Source organism: Pseudoroseomonas ludipueritiae (assembly GCF_014490445.1).
GTDB lineage: Bacteria > Pseudomonadota > Alphaproteobacteria > Acetobacterales > Acetobacteraceae > Pseudoroseomonas > Pseudoroseomonas ludipueritiae.
The window spans coordinates 1-17,390 of the sequence record NZ_JACTUZ010000088.1; the positions used below are offsets into that span (position 1 = coordinate 1).

General features: G+C 67.9%; 15 protein-coding genes. 6 read left to right on the top strand and 9 right to left on the bottom strand.

Annotated features, from left to right (window positions below):
- Both IBL25_RS16890 and IBL25_RS16895 read right to left on the bottom strand, forming a co-directional pair.
- On the bottom strand, nucleotides 1-576 hold a 576-nt coding region (locus IBL25_RS16890), incomplete at its 3' end, for a hypothetical protein (RefSeq protein WP_456315871.1).
- 12 nt (nucleotides 577-588) lie between these two features.
- A complete protein-coding gene (locus IBL25_RS16895) occupies nucleotides 589-2,115 on the bottom strand; it encodes an NTP transferase domain-containing protein (protein ID WP_187779712.1) in 1,527 nt (508 codons plus the stop codon).
- A gap of 245 nt (nucleotides 2,116-2,360) precedes the next feature.
- Here IBL25_RS16895 and IBL25_RS16900 point away from each other — a divergent pair, with 245 nt between their 5' ends.
- A complete protein-coding gene (locus tag IBL25_RS16900) occupies nucleotides 2,361-3,302 on the top strand; it encodes a DnaJ C-terminal domain-containing protein (RefSeq protein ID WP_187779713.1) in 942 nt (313 codons plus the stop codon).
- Nucleotides 3,303-3,564: 262 nt separating this feature from the next.
- Here the strand turns inward: IBL25_RS16900 and IBL25_RS16905 are convergent, their stop codons facing one another.
- The 5 genes from IBL25_RS16905 to pepN form a co-directional block, all read right to left on the bottom strand.
- Nucleotides 3,565-4,317 carry a superoxide dismutase gene (locus IBL25_RS16905; protein ID WP_187779714.1) on the bottom strand — a complete coding sequence of 251 codons (753 nt, stop codon included), beginning with the start codon at nucleotides 4,315-4,317 and terminating at the stop codon, nucleotides 3,565-3,567.
- Nucleotides 4,318-4,383: 66 nt separating this feature from the next.
- Nucleotides 4,384-5,163, bottom strand: coding sequence for an ABC transporter permease (locus IBL25_RS16910; protein WP_187779715.1), 780 nt, complete (start codon nucleotides 5,161-5,163; stop codon nucleotides 4,384-4,386).
- Nucleotides 5,160-6,320, bottom strand: a complete 1,161-nt coding sequence (locus IBL25_RS16915; RefSeq protein ID WP_187779716.1) for an ABC transporter permease — start codon at nucleotides 6,318-6,320, stop codon at nucleotides 5,160-5,162. The genes IBL25_RS16910 and IBL25_RS16915 overlap by 4 nt, the downstream gene beginning before the upstream one ends.
- 26 nt (nucleotides 6,321-6,346) lie before the next feature.
- On the bottom strand, nucleotides 6,347-7,396 hold the full coding sequence (locus IBL25_RS16920) for an ABC transporter substrate-binding protein (protein WP_187779717.1): 1,050 nt from the start codon (nucleotides 7,394-7,396) through the stop codon (nucleotides 6,347-6,349).
- A 379-nt stretch (nucleotides 7,397-7,775) separates the two neighbouring features.
- Entirely contained in the window at nucleotides 7,776-10,439 is a 2,664-nt protein-coding gene (gene pepN / locus IBL25_RS16925) for an aminopeptidase N (RefSeq protein ID WP_187779718.1), read from the bottom strand.
- Nucleotides 10,440-10,649: 210 nt separating this feature from the next.
- On the opposite strand from pepN, the gene IBL25_RS16930 reads away from it, so the two are divergent.
- The 5 genes from IBL25_RS16930 to IBL25_RS16950 all read left to right on the top strand — a co-directional run bounded on the left by IBL25_RS16930 (nucleotide 10,650) and on the right by IBL25_RS16950 (nucleotide 14,722).
- The gene (locus IBL25_RS16930; RefSeq protein WP_187779719.1) at nucleotides 10,650-11,402 is read left to right on the top strand and encodes an amino acid ABC transporter ATP-binding protein; all 753 of its coding nucleotides are present in this window, start codon (nucleotides 10,650-10,652) and stop codon (nucleotides 11,400-11,402) included.
- A gap of 5 nt (nucleotides 11,403-11,407) precedes the next feature.
- Nucleotides 11,408-12,088 (top strand): amino acid ABC transporter permease, encoded by a 681-nt coding sequence (locus IBL25_RS16935; protein ID WP_187779720.1) that lies wholly within the window; start codon nucleotides 11,408-11,410, stop codon nucleotides 12,086-12,088.
- An 8-nt stretch (nucleotides 12,089-12,096) separates the two neighbouring features.
- Nucleotides 12,097-12,771, top strand: coding sequence for an amino acid ABC transporter permease (locus IBL25_RS16940; RefSeq protein WP_187779721.1), 675 nt, complete (start codon nucleotides 12,097-12,099; stop codon nucleotides 12,769-12,771).
- Between the two features lie 427 nt (nucleotides 12,772-13,198).
- Nucleotides 13,199-13,627 carry a hypothetical protein gene (locus IBL25_RS16945; RefSeq protein WP_187779722.1) on the top strand — a complete coding sequence of 143 codons (429 nt, stop codon included), beginning with the start codon at nucleotides 13,199-13,201 and terminating at the stop codon, nucleotides 13,625-13,627.
- Nucleotides 13,628-14,062: 435 nt separating this feature from the next.
- On the top strand, nucleotides 14,063-14,722 hold the full coding sequence (locus IBL25_RS16950; RefSeq protein ID WP_187779723.1) for a hypothetical protein: 660 nt from the start codon (nucleotides 14,063-14,065) through the stop codon (nucleotides 14,720-14,722).
- Between the two features lie 240 nt (nucleotides 14,723-14,962).
- On the opposite strand, the gene IBL25_RS16955 is transcribed toward IBL25_RS16950, so the two are convergent.
- Nucleotides 14,963-16,960, bottom strand: a complete 1,998-nt coding sequence (locus IBL25_RS16955; RefSeq protein WP_187779724.1) for a DUF4214 domain-containing protein — start codon at nucleotides 16,958-16,960, stop codon at nucleotides 14,963-14,965.
- A 212-nt stretch (nucleotides 16,961-17,172) separates the two neighbouring features.
- The coding region (locus tag IBL25_RS16960; RefSeq protein ID WP_202986795.1) for a hypothetical protein at nucleotides 17,173-17,390 on the bottom strand (218 nt) is incomplete at its 5' end.

The following is a 17,390-nucleotide window of genomic DNA, read 5'->3' on the forward strand; positions in this document are numbered from 1 at the left end:
CGCCTCCAGCACCTCGGCCAGGGCCTGGGCGGGCTCTGCCACCGGTTCCGGTGCCGGCTCGGGCGGCGTTGGCGGCTGCGAGGGGGCAGCCTGCAACTCGGCCAGCCCGAGGCCGGCCTCCTGCAGGCTGGCGTGAGGGGCGGCGGCGTCCTCGCCACGGGCCACGGCGACGCGGGCCAGCACGAGATGCGCCGAGAGTTCCGGCGTCATGGCAGGCAGCGTGGCTTCCAGCCGCCGCACCTGCTGCGCCGCCGCCTCATCCTCCGGTGCCTGCGACAGGGCGGCGCGGAAGAAGGCCAGGGCCTCGGCCGGGCGGCCGCTGCGCAGGCCCTGGCGTGCGAAGGCATGCAGCACCGCCGGGTCCGCCGGCGCCAGGGCCAGGGCGCTGAGCAGCGGATAGGCGGCGGCTTCCGGCCGCCCGGCCTCGGCCAGCGCATGCGCCAGTTGCAGATGGGCCGAAGGGTCCTCCGGCTGGTCCTCGGCGAGTTCCCGGAAGAAGCGGGAAGCGGTGTTCCAGTCGCCGCGCTCGCCGGCCATCTCGGCCGCCTGCCGCAGCAGTTCGGTCTCCAGGCTCATGCGCGGGGCGCCTTATCCGAGGGCTTCTTCAAGCGTCAGCAGCCCCATGAAGAAGGAGGCCAGGATGCTGTCGTAGTCGTCGCTGACATAGCCGCTGAGCGAAAGCCAGATCAGCCCGTGGATGCCGCGGATCTTGCGGATGTCGTTGGGGCGGAATTCCTTAAAGGCGCCCTTCAGATGCGCCCAGCCGCCGGGGCGGATCTGGATGGTGATGTTGCGCTCCTGCATCTCCAGCACGAACTGGCGGCGGTTGAAATTGTCGTATTCCCCGGCCACCGAGTAATAGAGCTTCGCCCAGTCGTAATTGGCATCCCCCAGGAACCAGGAGGAGCCGAACTTGCCGCGCGGGTCGATGAACCAGGGCTCGCCCGCGTCATCCAGCAGCATGTTGGAGAAGGTCGGGTCGCCATGGATGAAGTTGAAGCGGTTCGGCATCACCGCGCGCACGGTGTCGCGGAACCAGTCCTCATGCGAGGGGTGCAGGATGTTGCGCACCGGCGTGCCATTGACGCGGAAGCTCTCCACCTCCTCCAGCTCCGGCAGCAGGCGGCGGATATTGGCCAGCCGCGCCAGGGTCTTCTCGGCATAGACTTCCTGGCAGACGGCGTCGCTGGTGGGGCCGGATTCCAGCGCATGCAGCCCGGCCAGGCGCTCCATGATCCGGTGCAGCGCCGCTTCCCGCCCGCGCATGCTTTCAGCGAATTCGAAGGGGTGTCGGCCCTGGATACGGCTGATGATCAGCGGATCTTCGCTGATCAGCCGTGGCATGCTGGCGAAGCCCAGCTCAGAGGCATGGCGGTACCAGGCGGCCTCGCCCTCCAGCAGGGACTGGAACTCGGGCAGCTTGGCGCGCTTCACCACGCGGTCCGGCCCGATCTCCACGCTGTTGAAGAAGCGGGCATGGCCGGCGGCGGACCACTGGTCCAGCAATGCATCCACCGTGCCGATCTCCTTCACCGCATTGAACTCGGCCGTGCTGGTCGGCAGGCCGGAGCGGGAAAGCCAGTCCACGAATTCGCCGGCGCGCGGCATCTCCCGCAGCATCGCGGCGCGTGGAAAGGAGAAGAGGCCGATGATGCCGGTGGTGTCGGAGCGCTTCTCGACCATCCTGCCATCCGGCTGCACGGACCAGCGGCAGGTAAAGGACTGGGTGGTGCCCACCACCACGTCGTCGGTGGCGGCGATGGCCGGCGGCTCCTCGAACTTCAGGTCGCACCAGACCACCGTCACCGGCTCGTCCGGCGGGATCTTGGAAACGGCCTCGGGGATGCCGGCGACATTGCCGCTGGTGCCCTCCACCTGCACGATCTCGAAATCCACCTCCGGCCGGAAGACTTCCAGGAAGCGGGTGACGATATCCTTCTTGTAATCGGAAATGATCAGAAAGCGGGCGCCGGGAAAGGCGTCGAAGGTATGATAGATGAGCGGCTTGCCATCCACTGGAACAAGGCATTTCGGCTTGTTCCAACTGTATTGTTCAAGACGGGTTCCTTTGCCGCCAGCCTGCACGATGACATTCATGATCTTGGGCGGCATCATGATCTCTCTGATCTTGGCGTACTTGTTCTCTAACATAGGGTTTCGGGTACTGTGAAGTCGCTGGCCCCGCGCCAATATTACCGTTCGATGAAAGCGCGGCTTGAGTATTGCCACGTCATTGTGAAAATTACCGGGCAGCCATGCTGCCGGCATCTTGAAACATTCCGGTCGCAAAGCCCACCTGATGCGTGACTGGCGGGCCGGGACGATCCAGGGCGGCCGTCGGCAAGGAGCAACAGGAACAGATGGCGAGGGACCCCTACGAGGCGCTGGGCGTGGCGCGCGGCGCCAGTGAATCCGAGATCCGCAGCGCTTATCGCAAGTTGGCCAAGCGCTATCACCCCGACATGAACCCAGGCGACAAGCAGGCCGAGGAACGCTTCAAGGAAGCCTCCGCCGCACACGCCCTTTTGTCCGACGCGGAGAAGCGCGCACGCTTCGACCGGGGCGAGATCGATGCCGAGGGGCAGGAAAGGGCGCCCTTCGGCTTCGGTGGCTTCGGCGGCGGGCGATCCTCCGGCACGGCGGGCGGCGCGGGCTTCGGCAACACGGCCGGCTTCGGCGGGGCCGAGGATTTCTCGGATATCTTTTCTGAATTGTTCGGCCGCAGCCGGACCGGCGGCATGGGCGGGGAAAGCCGCCGCACGCGCGGCCAGGACCAGCAGTACCGGCTGAGCATCGACTTCCTGGACAGCATCCGCGGCGCCACGCGGCGCCTGACGCTGCCCGATGGCCGCAGCCTCGAAGTGAAGGTGCCCGCCGGCATCGAGGACGGCCAGATCATGCGGCTGAAGGGGCAAGGTGGCCCCGGCTTCCATGGTGGCGCGGCCGGCGATGCGCTGATCGAGATTTCCGTGGCGCCGCACCCATTGTTCCGGCGCGAGGGCGACGACATCCATGTCGAGGTGCCGGTGACGCTGGCGGAGGCGGTGCTGGGCGGCAAGATCACCGTGCCGACACCGACCGGCCATGTCAGCGTCACGGTGCCGAAGCATTCCGATGCCGGCACCCGGCTGCGCCTGCGCGGCAAGGGCGTCGCGGCGCGGGCGGGGAAGCCGGCTGGTGATGAATACGTCACGCTGCGCCTGGTGACCGGCCCGGTGGATGCGGCGCTGGAGCAGGCGCTGCGCGACTGGGCGGAACGGCATGCCGGCTTCGACGCCCGCGCGGCACTGGCCGAGAGCTGAGCCTCTCCATGCTTTCAGGGGCGGTTAGGAGCGCACTGCTACGCCTGCAGGTGCGGCCGGTGGCCTGAAGCGCCAGGGGGCGCCGCCCCCTGGAACCCCCGCTGGAGTGACAGTGTCACCCCAGGCCCCGCCATTTCTTGCCGCTGATGGCAAGGTTGGTTCCGCCAGAGGTCATGGCCCTCTGGCGGCCAAGGCCAGGACTCGCACGGACGTTGAACTGTTCGCGGGCTGGCCGCCGGGCGGGCGCGCCGCCCCAGACGGCTCAGATCCGCAGCGTCCCCGCCTTCGCGGCGGCATAGCGTTCGCTGACCTTCGACCAGTCCACCACATTCCACCAGGCTGCCAGGTATTCCGGCCGGCGGTTCTGGTACTTCAGGTAGTAGGCGTGTTCCCACATGTCATTGCCGAAGAGAACCTTGATGCCGTCCATCAGCGGCGTCTCCTGGTTGGGGCGGGTGGTCAGGTTCAGGCGGCCTTCACGATCCACCGTCACGAAAACCCAGCCGGAGCCGAAGACGCGCGCGCCGGCGCCGTTGAAATCGGCCTTCATCTTGTCGAGGCCGCCCAGGTCGCGGGTAATGGCCTCCGCCAGCTCGCCCGTGGGCGCCTCGCCCTTGCCGCCCATGATCTGCCAGAACATGGCGTGGTTGGCATGGCCGCCGGCGTTGTTGCGCAGGGTGGTGCGCACGCTTTCCGGGGCTTCGGACAGATTGGCCAGCAGCTCCTCCAGCGGCAGGGCGGCGAGGCGGCCATGCTCCTTCAGCGCGGCATTGAGATTGGCGACATAGGCCGCATGGTGCTTGTCGTGGTGCAGCTCCATGGTGGCGGCGTCGATATGCGGCTCATTGGCATTGGCCGCGTAGGGAAGGGGTGGCAGCACATGCGGCCCATCCGCCGGGGCTGCCTGCGCCCAGGAGCGCCGTGGTGCCGCGAAGAGCCCGCCGGCCAGCAGCAGGGCCCCGCCGGCCAGCGCGCCGCGCCGGCTGAGCGGGGTGGAGGGGAGGTGAGCAGGCATGGCGCTTTCCCTTCTGACGGATGAACATGTCATCTGGGTCATGTGGCGCCGGGGTAAAGGCCTCCGTCAGCGCCGGGGGCTGCGGCGCAGCAGCGTCGTGGCCAGCAGCAGCAGGCAGGAGAGCACCACCATCACCATCGCCGCCGCCGTGACGGTGAGGCTGATGGAGTCGTTGAGGCCGGAGAACATCTGGCGCGGCAGGGTGCGCTGGCCGGGGCCCGCCAGGAAGAGCACCACCACCACCTCATCCAGGCTGATGGCGAAGGCGAAGACCGCGCCGGCCGCGACGCCCGGCGTGATCTGCGGCAGGCAGACGCGCCAGAAGGCCCGGGCCGGATTGGCGCCGCAGGTGGCGGCGGCGCGCAGCTGCACCGGGTCGAACTGCGCCAGGGCCGCCAGCACGGTGGTGACCACGAAGGGCGCCCCCAGCACGGTATGGGCCAGCAGCAGGCCCGTGAAGCTGTTGGTCAGCCCCAGCGGCCCGAAGAACAGCAGCAACGGCACGGCGACGACGATGGCGGGCACCACCATCGGCGCCATCAGCACCGCCATCACCGCCTGTCGGCCGGGGAAGCGCGCGCGCCAAAGGCCGAAGGCGGCGAGCGTGCCCAGGATGCTGGCCAGGATGGCGGTGGCCGCCCCCAGCTTCAGGCTGTTCCAGAGCGCCGGCAGCCAGAAATCCGAGGAAAAGAAATCCTGGTACCAGCGCAGCGAGAAGCCCGGCAGCGGATAGGAGAGAAAGGAGCCGGCGGAGAAGGACAGCGGCAGGATGACCGCCACCGGCGCCAGCAGAAATACCAGCGCCAGGATGCCGAAGACCCAGAGGGCGATGCGGGAGGGGCTCATGCCGGCCTCGTCTTCTCGAAGCCCACCAGCCGCGCGTAGAGGCCGACCACGATGGCCACGGCCGCCAGCAGCAGGCAGGAGAGCGCGGCCGCCATGGACCAGTTGACTGTGCGGGTGGCGTAGAAGCCGACGAAATAGGACAGCATCTGGTCATTGGCGCCACCCAGCAGCGCCGGCGTGACGTAGAAGCCCAGCGCCTGGATGAACACCAGCAGGCAGCCCGCCCCCACGCCCGGCAGCGACAGCGGCAGGGAAATGCGGAAGAAGGTGCGCATGGGCGAGGCGCCGAGCGAGAGCGCCGCGCGCGGCAGCCGCCAGTCCAGCGACTTCAGCGATGCATAGATCGGCAGCACCATGAAGGGCAGCAGGATATGCACCATGGCCAACAGCACGGCGCCGCGGTTGAACAGCAGCGGCAGCGGACCATCCGTGATGCGCAGGGATTGCAGCGCGGCATTCACCACGCCTTCCCGCTGCAGCAGCACCATCCAGGCGGCGGTGCGGACGATCAGGCTTGTCCAGAACGGCAGCAGCACGCCGGCCAGCAGCCAGGGCGCGAACCGTGCCGGCGCGGTGGCGATCAGCCAGGCCAGCGGATAGCCGATCAGCAGCGCGATGGCGGTGGCGCTGACCGAGATCCAGAGCGTGCGCCAGAGCACGGCGCGGAAGATGGCCTGGTCGGCGGGGGCGGCGGCGATATGGCCGCCGGCATCCCGCTTCAGGTCCAGCACCGCCAGCAGGTGGAAATCCGAGACCGGGCCGCTGGCGCGGCGGATGGCTGCCCAGGGCGCGGGGGTATTCCATTCCGGGGAAGCCGTGAGCACCGCCTGCCGCGCATCGCCCTGCGCCGTGGCCAAGCGGCGGGCGGTGGCGGGCAGCAGGGAGCGGAAGCCCGGCCAATCGTTGTTGAGGCGGGCGCTGGCGCGGCCGATGGCGCCGGAACCCGTCTCCTGGTCCCGCTGCCGCGCCTCGCGCAGGTCGTCGACCAGGGCGGCGAAGGCGGCATCGCCCGGCAGCCCGGCGCCGTCCCAGGAGGACAGCGCCGCCACCGTGCGCGGCAGCACCGGCGGCACGTCGGATTCCTGCACCGCGCGGGCCAGGAAGGTCCCGATGGGCAGCACGAAGACCGCCAGCAGGAAGATCAGCAGCGGCGCCACCAGCAGCGCCGCGTTCAGTTTGGACTTCAGCGGGACACCCAGTTGTTGAAGCGCTGGTTCAGCGTATCGAGGTTATCCAGCCAGAACTGGTCGTTGATCTGCAGCGCGCCCTCGGCATTGGCGGGGGCGGTGGGCAGGTCGGCCAGCACGGCGGGGGCGAGCTTGGCATCGGCGCCGCGCACGGTGGTGCCATAGGGGATCATCGGCGGCAGCTTGGCGGCCACATCCGGCTGCGCCCAGTAGTTCAGGTAGGCGATGGCCTGGGCCTTGTTCGGGCTGCCCTTCATGATCACCCAGGAATCCAGGGTGAAGAGGTTGTTCTTCCAGGCGATGCCGAAGTTGCGGCCGTCATTCTGGTTGGCGGCGCTGATGCGGCCGTTATAGGCATCCGTCATCGCCACCTCGCCGCTGGCGAGCCACTGCGCCGGCTGGCTGCCGCGCTCCCACCAGACGATGTCGTTCTTGATGCTGTCCAGCTTGCGAAAGGCGCGGTCCACGCCCTCCGGCGTGCCCAGCAGCTTGTAGACATCGCCGGGCGCCACGCCATCGGCCAGCAGCGCGATCTCCAGCGTGGTCTTCGGCCCGCGCCGCAGCCCGCGCTTGCCGGGGAACTTCTGCACGTCGAAGAAATCGGCCCAGCCCTGCGGCGCCTGCGGCATGCGTGCCTTGTCGTAGGCCAGCACGAAGGAATACAGGATATTGCCGACGCCGCATTCGCTGACGGCGGGCTCGATGAACTTCCCTGCGCCGCCGAGGGCCGAGAAGTCCATCTTCTCGAAGAGCCCTTCCTCGCAGCCCAGCAGCAGCTCCTCGCTCTCCACCTGCACCAGGTCCCAGTTATTGGCGCCGGACTGGATCTTGGCGCGCAGCACGCCCACGCCGCCATCCCAGGTCTCCTCCAGCAGCCGCGTGTTGCTCTGCTGCTGGAAGGGGCGGAAGAAGACCTCGCGCTGCGCATCCTGATAGGCGCCGCCCCAGGACACAATGGTCAGGTCGCGCTGCTGCGCCACCGCCGGACCGGCCAGCAGCGCCGCGCCCAGGGCCAATGCGGCGCCGAGATGTCTGCGCAGGATCATCGAAGCTTCTCCCCTTGCCGCCTCACGCGGCCTTACAGCAGCAAGCCTAGGGCAGGTTCCGGCGGGTGGGGAAGAGGGAGGTCGTGGCTGGGCGGGCCGGCACCTGGCCGCCGGAGTATCGTCAGCATCAGGCCGTGGAAAGGGGCGCTGCCCCCTTAGAACCCCGCTGGGGTGACAGTGTCACCCCAGACCCCGCCATCTGTTTTTCAGCTTGCGGCAGAGTGGTTCCGCCGGAGGTCATGGACCTCCGGCGGCTGCGACTTCAGCCCAGCCGGCTGGCGCTCGGCCAAGGCCTCAAAGCTTTGGAAAACTCGAAGCGGGGTCCGGGGTGGACTTTCCACCCCGGCGGGGTCCAGGGGCAGCGCCCCTGGCCGCGCTCTCAGTCCATGGCCAGCGACTTGGACACCTTCTCGAAGGTCCCCTTGCTCAGGTTCGGCCGCGCCAGGATACGTTGCAGCTCCGCCCGCATCATGCCCGCGCGCTGTTCGTTCTGCCGCTTCCAGTCGCCCAGCGGCCCCACCATGCGGGCCGCCACCTGGCTGTTCACCGGGTCCAGCGCGATGACCATCTCCGCCAGGAAGCGGTAGCCCTCGCCGGAGGCCGCGTGGAAATGCACCGGGTTGCCCGCCGCGAAGGCGCCGACCAGCGCCCGCACGCGGTTGGGGTTGCGCAGATCGAAATCCGGGTGCAGCGCCAGGGCCTGCACCGCCACCAGCGTATCGGCGCGGGAGGAGGTGGCCTGGAGCGCGAACCATTTGTCCAGCACCAGCGGGTCGTTGCGCCAGCGGGCATGGAAGGCGGCCAGGGCTTCCTCCCGCGCCGGATCGGTGGAATCCACCAGCACGCGCAGGGCGGCCAGCACGTCGGTCATGTTCGCCCCGGCGGCGAATTGCGCGCGGGCGCGGGGCAGGCCATCGGTGCCAGGGGCCTGGGCGAGGTAGGAGAGCGCGGCATTGCGCAAGGCGCGGCGCCCAATGGAGACGCCATCGATGCGGTAGGGGCCGCTGTTCTCCAGGCCGTCATGCAGCGCGGCGAGGCGGGGGGCGAAGCGCGCGCCGATCTCCCGCCGCAGCGCTTGGCGGACGATGTGGATGGCTTCCGGGTCCGCCACCGTCATCTGGCCGGCGACGAAATCCTCGGAAGGCAGGGCCAGGGCTTCGGCGGCGAAGGCGGGGTCGGATTCCGCGTGGTCCAGCACTGCGGCGATGATGTTGGCCAGCCCTTCCGGCAGCGCCGGCGCCTCACCGGCGCGATGCGCGGCGACGAGGCGCAGCATCTCGGCTGTGGCGTATTGCTGGCCGGATTCCCAGCGCACGAAGGGGTCGCTGTCCCGCGCCGCCAGGAAGCCGAGGGATTCCAGTGGCAGGCCGCTGAGCTTCACGGGGGCGGAGAAGCCGCGCAGCAGGGAGGGGATGGGCTTCCCTTCCCCCAGGCCTTCGAAGACGAAGTCCTGCCGCGCTTCCTCCAGCAGCAGCACGCGCTCCTCTGGCGCCTCGGCGGCATTTTCTCCCGCGAGGCGCAGCGGCAGGGGCGCCCCGTCGGGCCCCAGCAGGCCCATGGCCACGGGAATGGGCACCGGCTGCTTCTCCGGCTGGCCAGGCGTGGGCGGGGTGGTCTGCGACAGCGTCAGGACATAGCGGCCGGTGGCGGGGTCGAAACTGTCCTCGACGCGCAGTTCCGGCGTGCCGGCCTGGGCATACCAGCGGGAGAAGCGCGACAGGTCCAGGCCGGAGGCGTCCTGCATGGCCCGGACGAAATCCTCGATGGTGACGGCCTGGTTGTCGTGCCGGGCGATATAGAGGTCCATGCCCTTGCGGAAATTGGCGGCGCCGATCAGCTCCCGCATCATCCGCACCACCTCCGATCCCTTCTGATAGACCGTGGCGGTGTAGAAGTTGTTGATCTCCACATAGGAATCCGGGCGCACGGGATGCGCCATCGGCCCCGCGTCCTCCGGGAACTGCGCGGCGCGCAGGCGGCGCACATTGGCCAGACGCTTGACCGCCGCGCTGCCCATGAACTCGGAGAAATGCTGGTCGCGGAAGACGGTCAGGCCTTCCTTCAGGGAAAGCTGGAACCAGTCGCGGCAGGTGACGCGGTTGCCAGTCCAGTTGTGGAAATACTCATGCGACACCACGGTCTCGATGCCCTCGTAATCGGCATCGGTGGCCGTCTCGGGGCGGGCCAGGATGTATTTGGTGTTGAAGATATTGAGGCCCTTGTTCTCCATCGCCCCCATGTTGAAGTCGGAGACGGCGGCGATGTTGAAGACATCGAGGTCGTATTCCAACCCGTATTCCGCCTCATCCCAGGCCATGGAGGCCTTCAGCGAGGCCATGGCATGGCCGCAGGCATCCTGGTCGCCATCCCGCACATAGATGGCCAGCGCGACATCGCGGCCGGAGCGGGTGGTGAAGCGGTCCCGCACCGCGACGAGGTCGCCGGCCACCAGCGCGAAGAGATAGGAGGGCTTGGGATGCGGGTCCTCCCAGCGCGCCCAGTGGCGGCCTTCGGGCAATTCGCCGCTGCCGGCAGGATTGCCGTTGGAGAGCAGCACGGGGCAGGTGGCGCGGTCGGCCTCCATGGTCACGCTGTAGCGCGCCATCACATCCGGCCGGTCGGGGAAGAAGGTGATGCGGCGGAAGCCCTCGGCCTCGCATTGCGTGAAGTAGTTGCCGCCGGAGAGGTAGAGGCCCGAAAGCTCAGTATTGGCCTCGGGCGAGATCTCCACCAGGGTTTCCAGCACAAAGGAATCGGGCGCATCGGCGATGCGCAGCCCGCCGGAAGGCAGCATCTCCAGCCGCGGCGCCGCCAGGCGGGTGCCATCCAGGCTGGCCTCGATCAGCGTCACCGCCTCGCCATCCAGTTCCAGCACGCGGGATTCGCCCTGGCGGCGCAGCGCCAGCTTCGCGCGCACACGGGTGGCGGTGGGGTGCAGGGAGAAGTGCAGATCCACGCTCTCCACCAGGAAGGCGGGCGGGCGGTAGTCCTGGCGGTGGATGGCGGCTGGCGTGGCGGCGGAGGAATCGAGGGGGGCGTTCATGGGGTCCTGCCAGGCTCGGGAGCGCGGAAGCCACCAATATGGCGCTCCGGCGCCGCCACGCCACCCATGATGAGCAGGGGCTAGACGGCACGGATTTTGCGTGGTGAGACAGCAAGGCGACACCTGATCCGTCTGCCGACCGCGTCACTCCCGCCTCCATCCATGTGGTGGTGGCCATTTCGCCTCTTCGCCAGCCAGGACACTGCTTTCATGCGCAAATCCCAGTCACCACCCATCGTGCAGGCCCAGGCGCTGTGGAAGCGCTTCGGGCCGCTGACCGTGCTGAAAGGGGTGGACCTGAGCGTGGCGGAGCGGGAGCTGGTCTTCATTATCGGCCCCTCCGGCTCCGGCAAATCCACGCTGCTGCGCTGCCTCAACCGGCTGGAAACGCCGAACGAGGGCATCATCATCGTGGACGGCATCGACCTGCTGAGCCCGAAGACGGATATCAACAAGGCCCGCCAGCGCATCGGCATGGTGTTCCAGAGCTTCAACCTCTACCCGCATATGACGGCGCGGCAGAACGTGATGCTGGCGCTGCGCAAGGTGCAGGGGCGCGGGCGCGAGGAAGCCGCCGAGATGGCCCGTGCCGCGCTGGACCGCGTCGGGCTGGGGGAGCGGGTGGACCATTACCCGTCGCAGCTTTCCGGCGGGCAGCAGCAGCGCGTGGCGATCGCCCGCGCCATCGCGCTGGCGCCGCGCGTCATGCTCTTCGACGAGCCCACCAGCGCGCTCGACCCCGAACTGGTCGGCGGCGTGCTGTCGGTGATGCGGGAACTGCGGGAGAGCGGCATGACCATGGTGGTGGTCAGCCACGAGATGGCTTTCGCGAAAGCCGCCGCCGACACCGTGGTCTTCATGGCAGATGGCGAGAAGCTGGAGGAGGGTCCGCCGGACCAGATCTTCGGCGCGCCGCGGCACGAGCGCACCCGTGCCTTCATCCGCCAGATCGACCGGCACTGACGCGCATGGGAGGCTTCGAGAGTTTCGCCTTCTCCTTCTTCAACATGAAGGTGATGGCGCAATACCTGCCGCTGGTGGCGCAGGGCTTTCTGCTCACCGTGGTGCTGGCGCTGCTGATCGTGGTGGCGGGGCTGGCCCTGGGGCTGTTCCTGGCGCTGGCCCGCGCCTTCGGCATCCGGCCGCTGAACTGGCTGATCATCTTCCTGGTGGATCTCTTCCGCGCGCTGCCGCCGCTGGTGATCATCGTGCTGCTGTTTTTCGGCCTGCCGGCGGCGGGGCTCGGCATCTCCGGCTTTGCGGCCACCTGGCTGTCGCTGACCCTGGTGCTGATGGCCTTCGCGGAGGAGATCTTCTGGGCCGGCCTGACCTCGGTGCAGAAGGGGCAATGGGAGGCCGCGCGCTCCACCGGCCTCAGTTTTGTGCAGACACTGCGCCATGTGGTGCTGCCGCAGGCGCTGCGCATCACCATCCCGCCGCTGACCAACCGCACCATCGCCATCACCAAGGGCACGGCGCTGGGCTCCGTGGTGGGGGTGTCGGAGATCCTGGGCGCGTCGCAGAGCGCGATGTCCTTCTCCGCCAATCCATCCCCGCTGATGCTGGGGGCGCTGGCCTATCTGGTGCTCTTCATCCCCGTTGTCGCCTTCGGCCGCTGGGTCGAATCCCGTTTCGCCCCGAAGCGCTGAGAAACATCATGGACGATTTTGTCAATGCCTTCCTGAACTGGGACATTGTGCGGGAAGCCTCGCCCATCCTGTGGCGCGGCCTGTGGCAGACGCTGCTGCTTTCCGTGATGGTGGTGCCGCTGGGGCTGATCGGCGGCGTGATGCTGGCGCTGCTCTCCACCGTGCCCATCCGCTCCGTGCGCCTGCTGGCCGCCGGCTGGGTGGACCTCTTCCGCGCCATTCCGCCACTGGTGCTGCTGGTGTTCCTCTATGCCGGCCTGCCCTTCGCCGGGCTGGATATCGGTGCCTGGGGCGCGGTGGCGGTGGGCTTCTTCCTGAACACCGGCGCCTATTATGGCGAGGTGCTGCGCGCCGGCATCGGCAGCGTCTCCCCCGGCCAGACGGAAGCGGCACGCTCCACCGGCCTGACCCAGGCGCAGACCATGACGCATGTCGTGCTGCCACAGGCGGTGCGGAACGTCATGCCGGACCTGATCTCCAATACGGTGGAGGTGGTGAAGCTGACCTCCATCGCCAGCGTGGTGGCCTTGCCGGAGCTGCTGTTCCAGGCGCGGCAGGCGCAGAATGTCACCTACAATGCCTCGCCCATCGTGGCGGCTGCGGTGGCGTATTTCCTGCTGCTCTGGCCGCTGGTGCGGCTGATGTCGCGGCTGGAGAACAAGGCGATGGCAGGGCGGGGATAACGCGCCTTCCAGGGCAGGCTAACCGGGCAATGCCGGCGGTCGTGGACCAGGTGCCGCGGCCGCCCGCGGTAGCACCGTATCAAGGGTGCAATGCTTCCGGTGCGGCGCTCCAGGCGTCGCGCGGCTTCCACGACGTTCATTATCTTGACCCGGACGGTGTGCTGCGCGCTTCTCACAGCACCGTGCAAGACGCTGTCATTTCCCTGGAAATAGTTGCGCTAAAACAACTAATTTGTAATACTCGCCCGGCACTGGGGAGGCCGCCGATATGTCTGGCGCCAGAGAGACGGGGCATCCTGTCCCTGTGCCCGCTTCCGGGAATGAAACCGATGAATATGGTCAGGTTCTGTCGGTTGTCAGGAACCTGAGGAATGGGGTGAGCAATCCGCCTCCGACAGGGGAGTGGATGGCAACCGCATATACAGAGATGATGGAGTTTTCCCGCTTCCACAATGGCTTGGTCTGGCAGGTCAGCAGTATCTTCGTGCCGTTTTCCATAGCCGGATTTGCCGTGGATTTCAGGAACGACAATGGCGATCCGCAGGTGCTGAAGCTCTATTTTGTGGCTGGCGGGTCCATAGGGGTGATGCTGGCCTGGACAATACTCGCGGAATGGCACCGCTGGCTCTGGGTTCATAGCATGTATAGCGCGGCCTGCATCGAGCATGTCTGGGGCTATCGCACTGCTCCACCGGCCAAGCCGGCCCTCAACAATTGGGAGCCGCCTTCATTGCTCGGCCTGCAGGTGCGATCATTCATGGGGCGGGATTTGGGCAGGCTGACGCGATGGTGCATCGCTGGGCTGGTCATCTTTGCCTGGGTCCTGCGCTTGGCGATTGCCGACGAGCTGCGCTGAGCAGCGTTGCCGGCCACGGCGCCGCACTCAGTCCCCGACGAACCCATGCGTTCTGCCAATGCTCCTTTCGTCCCATGTCTTTCGACAACAAGGCCAGCGTGAGGCTTGTGGTCATGATGATCACGTGGCGCATCGGGCTATCTCCTGGACGTATGGGCCGCAGCAGTTGATCTGGATCTGCCGCCGCCAGAAGCAGCTACGAGGAGCATCAAGTGGCTCAGTGGCGGAGGTGTGGTGCCGCGGGCGGCCTGGGTAAACGGGCGAAAGGGCTGCCCGAGTTGCGGCAGGAGAGAGGATCAGCGGCAAGCTTGAAGGCGACGGAGAACAGCCTGTGATCTGATCGCCGGCTGATTCCAACAGCACTCTCGCTGCCAGCAGGCTTCAGTGATCATGAAATGCCGTCGGGCCACGATGCGGCCCGTAGAGGAGGCGACAATGGAAGAAAAATCCTTCGACGGCGCCGCTCTCGAGCAGGCGCTGCAGGACGATGCTTTCGCAAAGCCATCAGCAGTCGAGCTGACTGGTATGGTGAAGAAGGCTGGCAGGCCAGGCGTCATCAGCTTCACCAGAGCGGGATGTGAGAACTGGATCGACCTGCCCATCTCCATGATCGATCAAGCGCGGCACAAAGGCAGCATGCGCTGCAAAGACCATTCGCATCCGGTGTTCAGGATCACCTTCAAAGAGCCGCAGAACCCGGAGGCGGCTGTCTTTGCCGCTTTGCTGGCCCAGACATCTTCCTTGCGCCCCGAGATGCACGACGGCCCCATGGCAGTGCCGGGGCAGGCCAGTATCGCGCCTCCTGGCATGATGTCTTCCATGCCTGCCCAGGACATGTCGTTGCGTGCCGGAACGATCCGCCGGAGCGACGGCGCGCCATCACCCGGCATGCCCGGTGGTGGAGCCGCTGCACGAATCAATGTCGGTGGGCTAGGCGGGCAATGGGGAAGGCTCAACGCCTGGGGTTGCTGGGACTCCTGTTGTGAGTCCCGTTGCGCGGCCGGCCATTACGAGAATAGCCCGATCGGCCCTCAATGGGTCTGCGATTGGTGGATCTGCACCGATCCTTGCGAGAGGTGCATCTGGCCTTACTGAGAAGGGAGATTCGTGCCGCGGACACCTCTGGCGGCGCCGGCCTGGGGAACTGCACCGAAAGGAACAGCAGCAGTTCCGGCGCTGACAGAACGAGGCTGCTTTCTTTCCAAGGGCGGCGCCGCCTGCCGTGCCCGCGCGTTCCTGCGCCCTTTTCCAAGGCTGGTGGAGGAGGCCGGGGACACGCGCGCCGCTGTTGCGCGAGGCGCAGCAGGCACGGGATGCCTGCTGCGGCATGGCGGACTAGGCGAAGACGATGCCGGCCTCGCCAGGATGCGTGCCCATGGTCAGGCCCGCCGTCTGCTGCACGTGCTCGGCGCTGTCCGAGAAGCCCAGCACCACATCGGCACGGCTCATGCCGCTGGCCAGTGACCACAGCCACTGGGCCAGGCCGGCTGCATCCGGCTCCCGGTGCAGGCTGTTGTGGTACAGCGCGGTGACGAAGCCGGCATCCTCCGGCAGGCCGTAGCGTGCCTGGAATTCCGGGCTCTGCAGGAAGCTGGCGGCGATGTCGGTCAGGGCGCGGCCCGCATGCCATGTGGCCAGATGAAAAGCCAGGCCCGGCGCATCCGGCTGGCGCCCGAAGGCGGTGTCGTAGAGCCGCGCGATCTGCGCCGCCGGCTCATCGGCATCCCAGAGGCCCTGCGCCAGCAGCCCGGCTGTCCTGCCACGGCTTTCGGCGCTTTCGGAAAAGCCGCCGAGCACCCAGGCCTGGCTGCGGCCGGCGGCCAACTGGCTCACCCACATCGCGTGCCCGTCGGCATCGGCCTCACGTCCCAGCCCGTTGCGGTAGACCTGTGCCACGAACTTGCTGTGATCCAGCCCGCCATAGCGCGCCTGAAACTCGGCGCTGGTGAGGAAGCTCCACCCGATCTCCTCAAGGCTGCGGCCCGCGGCGAGTGCCCCGATCCAGGTGTTCAGCCCCACGGCATCGGGCTGCCGTCCCAGCGCCACCTGATAGAGCCGCAGCACCACCGCCGCCGGATCATCGGCATCGAACACCAGGCGGCCATCGAGGAAGCGCACTTCATCGGCCTGCGCCATCATGGCGCTGGTGAGGCCCTGCGCCAGCGTCGGCCGCAGGGCGCTGTCGCTGTAGTCCAGCACGGTGCGGCCGCCTTCCCATCGGGCCACGCCCACGCCCTGGGCCATGGTCCAGGCGGGCAGGCCCTGGTCGTCGTAGAGGGCATGGCCCTGCGCATGGCTGTCCCCGGCGGCGAGCCGGCCATAGCCCCAGCCATAGTGCAGGCGCAGCGGCCCTTCCGGCAGCGGGCCGGCGAAGTGCAGCCGCACCGTGTCGCCATCCACGGGGGTCAGCCCGGTCGCGGTCATGGCGTGTCCGGCCGGGTTGCGCACTGACCAGCCGAGCCCCGTGCCCACCACTGGCCAGGCCACCAAGGTCGTGGCCGCGTCGAAGGCGAAGTCGACGTCGAGCTGCGCCGCGCCCGAGCGCCAGGCCGCAACGACCTCGGGCCCTTCATTGGCGATATTGCCATTCGCCCGGGCCAGCGGCGAGCCAGGCAGGGCATAGTTGGCCCAGCCTTCGGCGATCGAGCGGGCAGCGCGCTCCACGACGAGCAGCGCGTCACTGCTGGACATATGGGTGCCGCCATATTCCAGGGTGGCCGGGTTCCCATCCATGTCGTCCCAGCTCATGTCAAGGTCCAGCGCCCGCGCACCGATGCTGGCATTGAATGCCGCATCCCCCGCCAGCCCTTCCATGGCGAGGCGGATGGCCTGGAGCGAGCCATCCACCGCCGAGGAAGAGGGGATGGCGCTGACGAAGACATAGGGGACCGTCGCCGCGCGCTGCCCGAGCGCCTGCCGCACCAGGGCGGCATCGAAGCGCAGCGCACTGCTCCACATCTCGGCGGTGACGTCGCCACGGATGGCGTCGTATTCGTTGTGCAGCCACAGCACCGCCGTGGGATTGTCACGCGTTGTGGCGGGTTGCGCGTGGATGAAGTTCAGCAAGGCGGCTTCCTGCGCGCCGATGTTCCAGCCCTGGCGCCAGTCGCCGTTCATGGGACTCAGCCAGTCCGTCAGCAGCGCCGTGCCAGGGGCCACGGTGGTCTGATCAGCCGTGGGGTGGCCGTAGACCAGCTGCACCCGGTTCTGTGCCCCATCGAAGCCCAGCAATTGTTCCACGCGCTGGACCAGGGCGCGCTGCCCGGCGATGCCATCCGCGTCCATCATGATCTGCGCGTTGGATTGGCCACGCACCAGGATGTTCAAGTCCACAAAAAAGGGCTCCGCTCAGGTCGGGCGTCATTAACACATCACAACGCTGTGAAGAAGAGAGCGACATGGAGGGCCGGGTCCTCACGCAAAGCGAGGTCGCCGAGAACCCAAGGATGACGTTCGGCAGCCCCCGCTTCGCCGCGCGGGTCCCATGGCGGAGCGGGTACAGCCTGATCGGACAGGGAGGGGCTGCGCCCTTCCTGCCCCTGGCCTCACCCTGGCAGCACCCCCAGCAATGCCCAGGCGGCGCGCTTATCTCGCTGCCAGCGCTCCGCCTCCTGCCGCAGTGCCGGTGCCAGGGCCGCGGCCAGCGCGGTGCCTGGGATGGCGGGATCGTCCAGCACCAGGGCCGCCGCCGCCATCTCCGCCGCCGTGGCGGGCAGGGCGGTGCCCAGGGCTGGCGCCACCAGCCAGCCGGCCTCGCCGGCAC

What these genes read in the sequence shown, in the direction of transcription:
- IBL25_RS16895 (WP_187779712.1), bottom strand. Translation starts at nt 2,115, where the DNA reads ATGATGCCGCCCAAGATCATGAATGTCATCGTGCAGGCTGGCGGCAAA.
- IBL25_RS16900 (WP_187779713.1), top strand. Translation starts at nt 2,361, where the DNA reads ATGGCGAGGGACCCCTACGAGGCGCTGGGCGTGGCGCGCGGCGCCAGT.
- IBL25_RS16905 (WP_187779714.1), bottom strand. Translation starts at nt 4,317, where the DNA reads ATGCCTGCTCACCTCCCCTCCACCCCGCTCAGCCGGCGCGGCGCGCTG.
- IBL25_RS16910 (WP_187779715.1), bottom strand. Translation starts at nt 5,163, where the DNA reads ATGAGCCCCTCCCGCATCGCCCTCTGGGTCTTCGGCATCCTGGCGCTG.
- IBL25_RS16920 (WP_187779717.1), bottom strand. Translation starts at nt 7,396, where the DNA reads ATGATCCTGCGCAGACATCTCGGCGCCGCATTGGCCCTGGGCGCGGCG.
- pepN (WP_187779718.1), bottom strand. Translation starts at nt 10,439, where the DNA reads ATGAACGCCCCCCTCGATTCCTCCGCCGCCACGCCAGCCGCCATCCAC.
- IBL25_RS16930 (WP_187779719.1), top strand. Translation starts at nt 10,650, where the DNA reads ATGCGCAAATCCCAGTCACCACCCATCGTGCAGGCCCAGGCGCTGTGG.
- IBL25_RS16935 (WP_187779720.1), top strand. Translation starts at nt 11,408, where the DNA reads ATGGGAGGCTTCGAGAGTTTCGCCTTCTCCTTCTTCAACATGAAGGTG.
- IBL25_RS16940 (WP_187779721.1), top strand. Translation starts at nt 12,097, where the DNA reads ATGGACGATTTTGTCAATGCCTTCCTGAACTGGGACATTGTGCGGGAA.
- IBL25_RS16945 (WP_187779722.1), top strand. Translation starts at nt 13,199, where the DNA reads ATGATGGAGTTTTCCCGCTTCCACAATGGCTTGGTCTGGCAGGTCAGC.
- IBL25_RS16950 (WP_187779723.1), top strand. Translation starts at nt 14,063, where the DNA reads ATGGAAGAAAAATCCTTCGACGGCGCCGCTCTCGAGCAGGCGCTGCAG.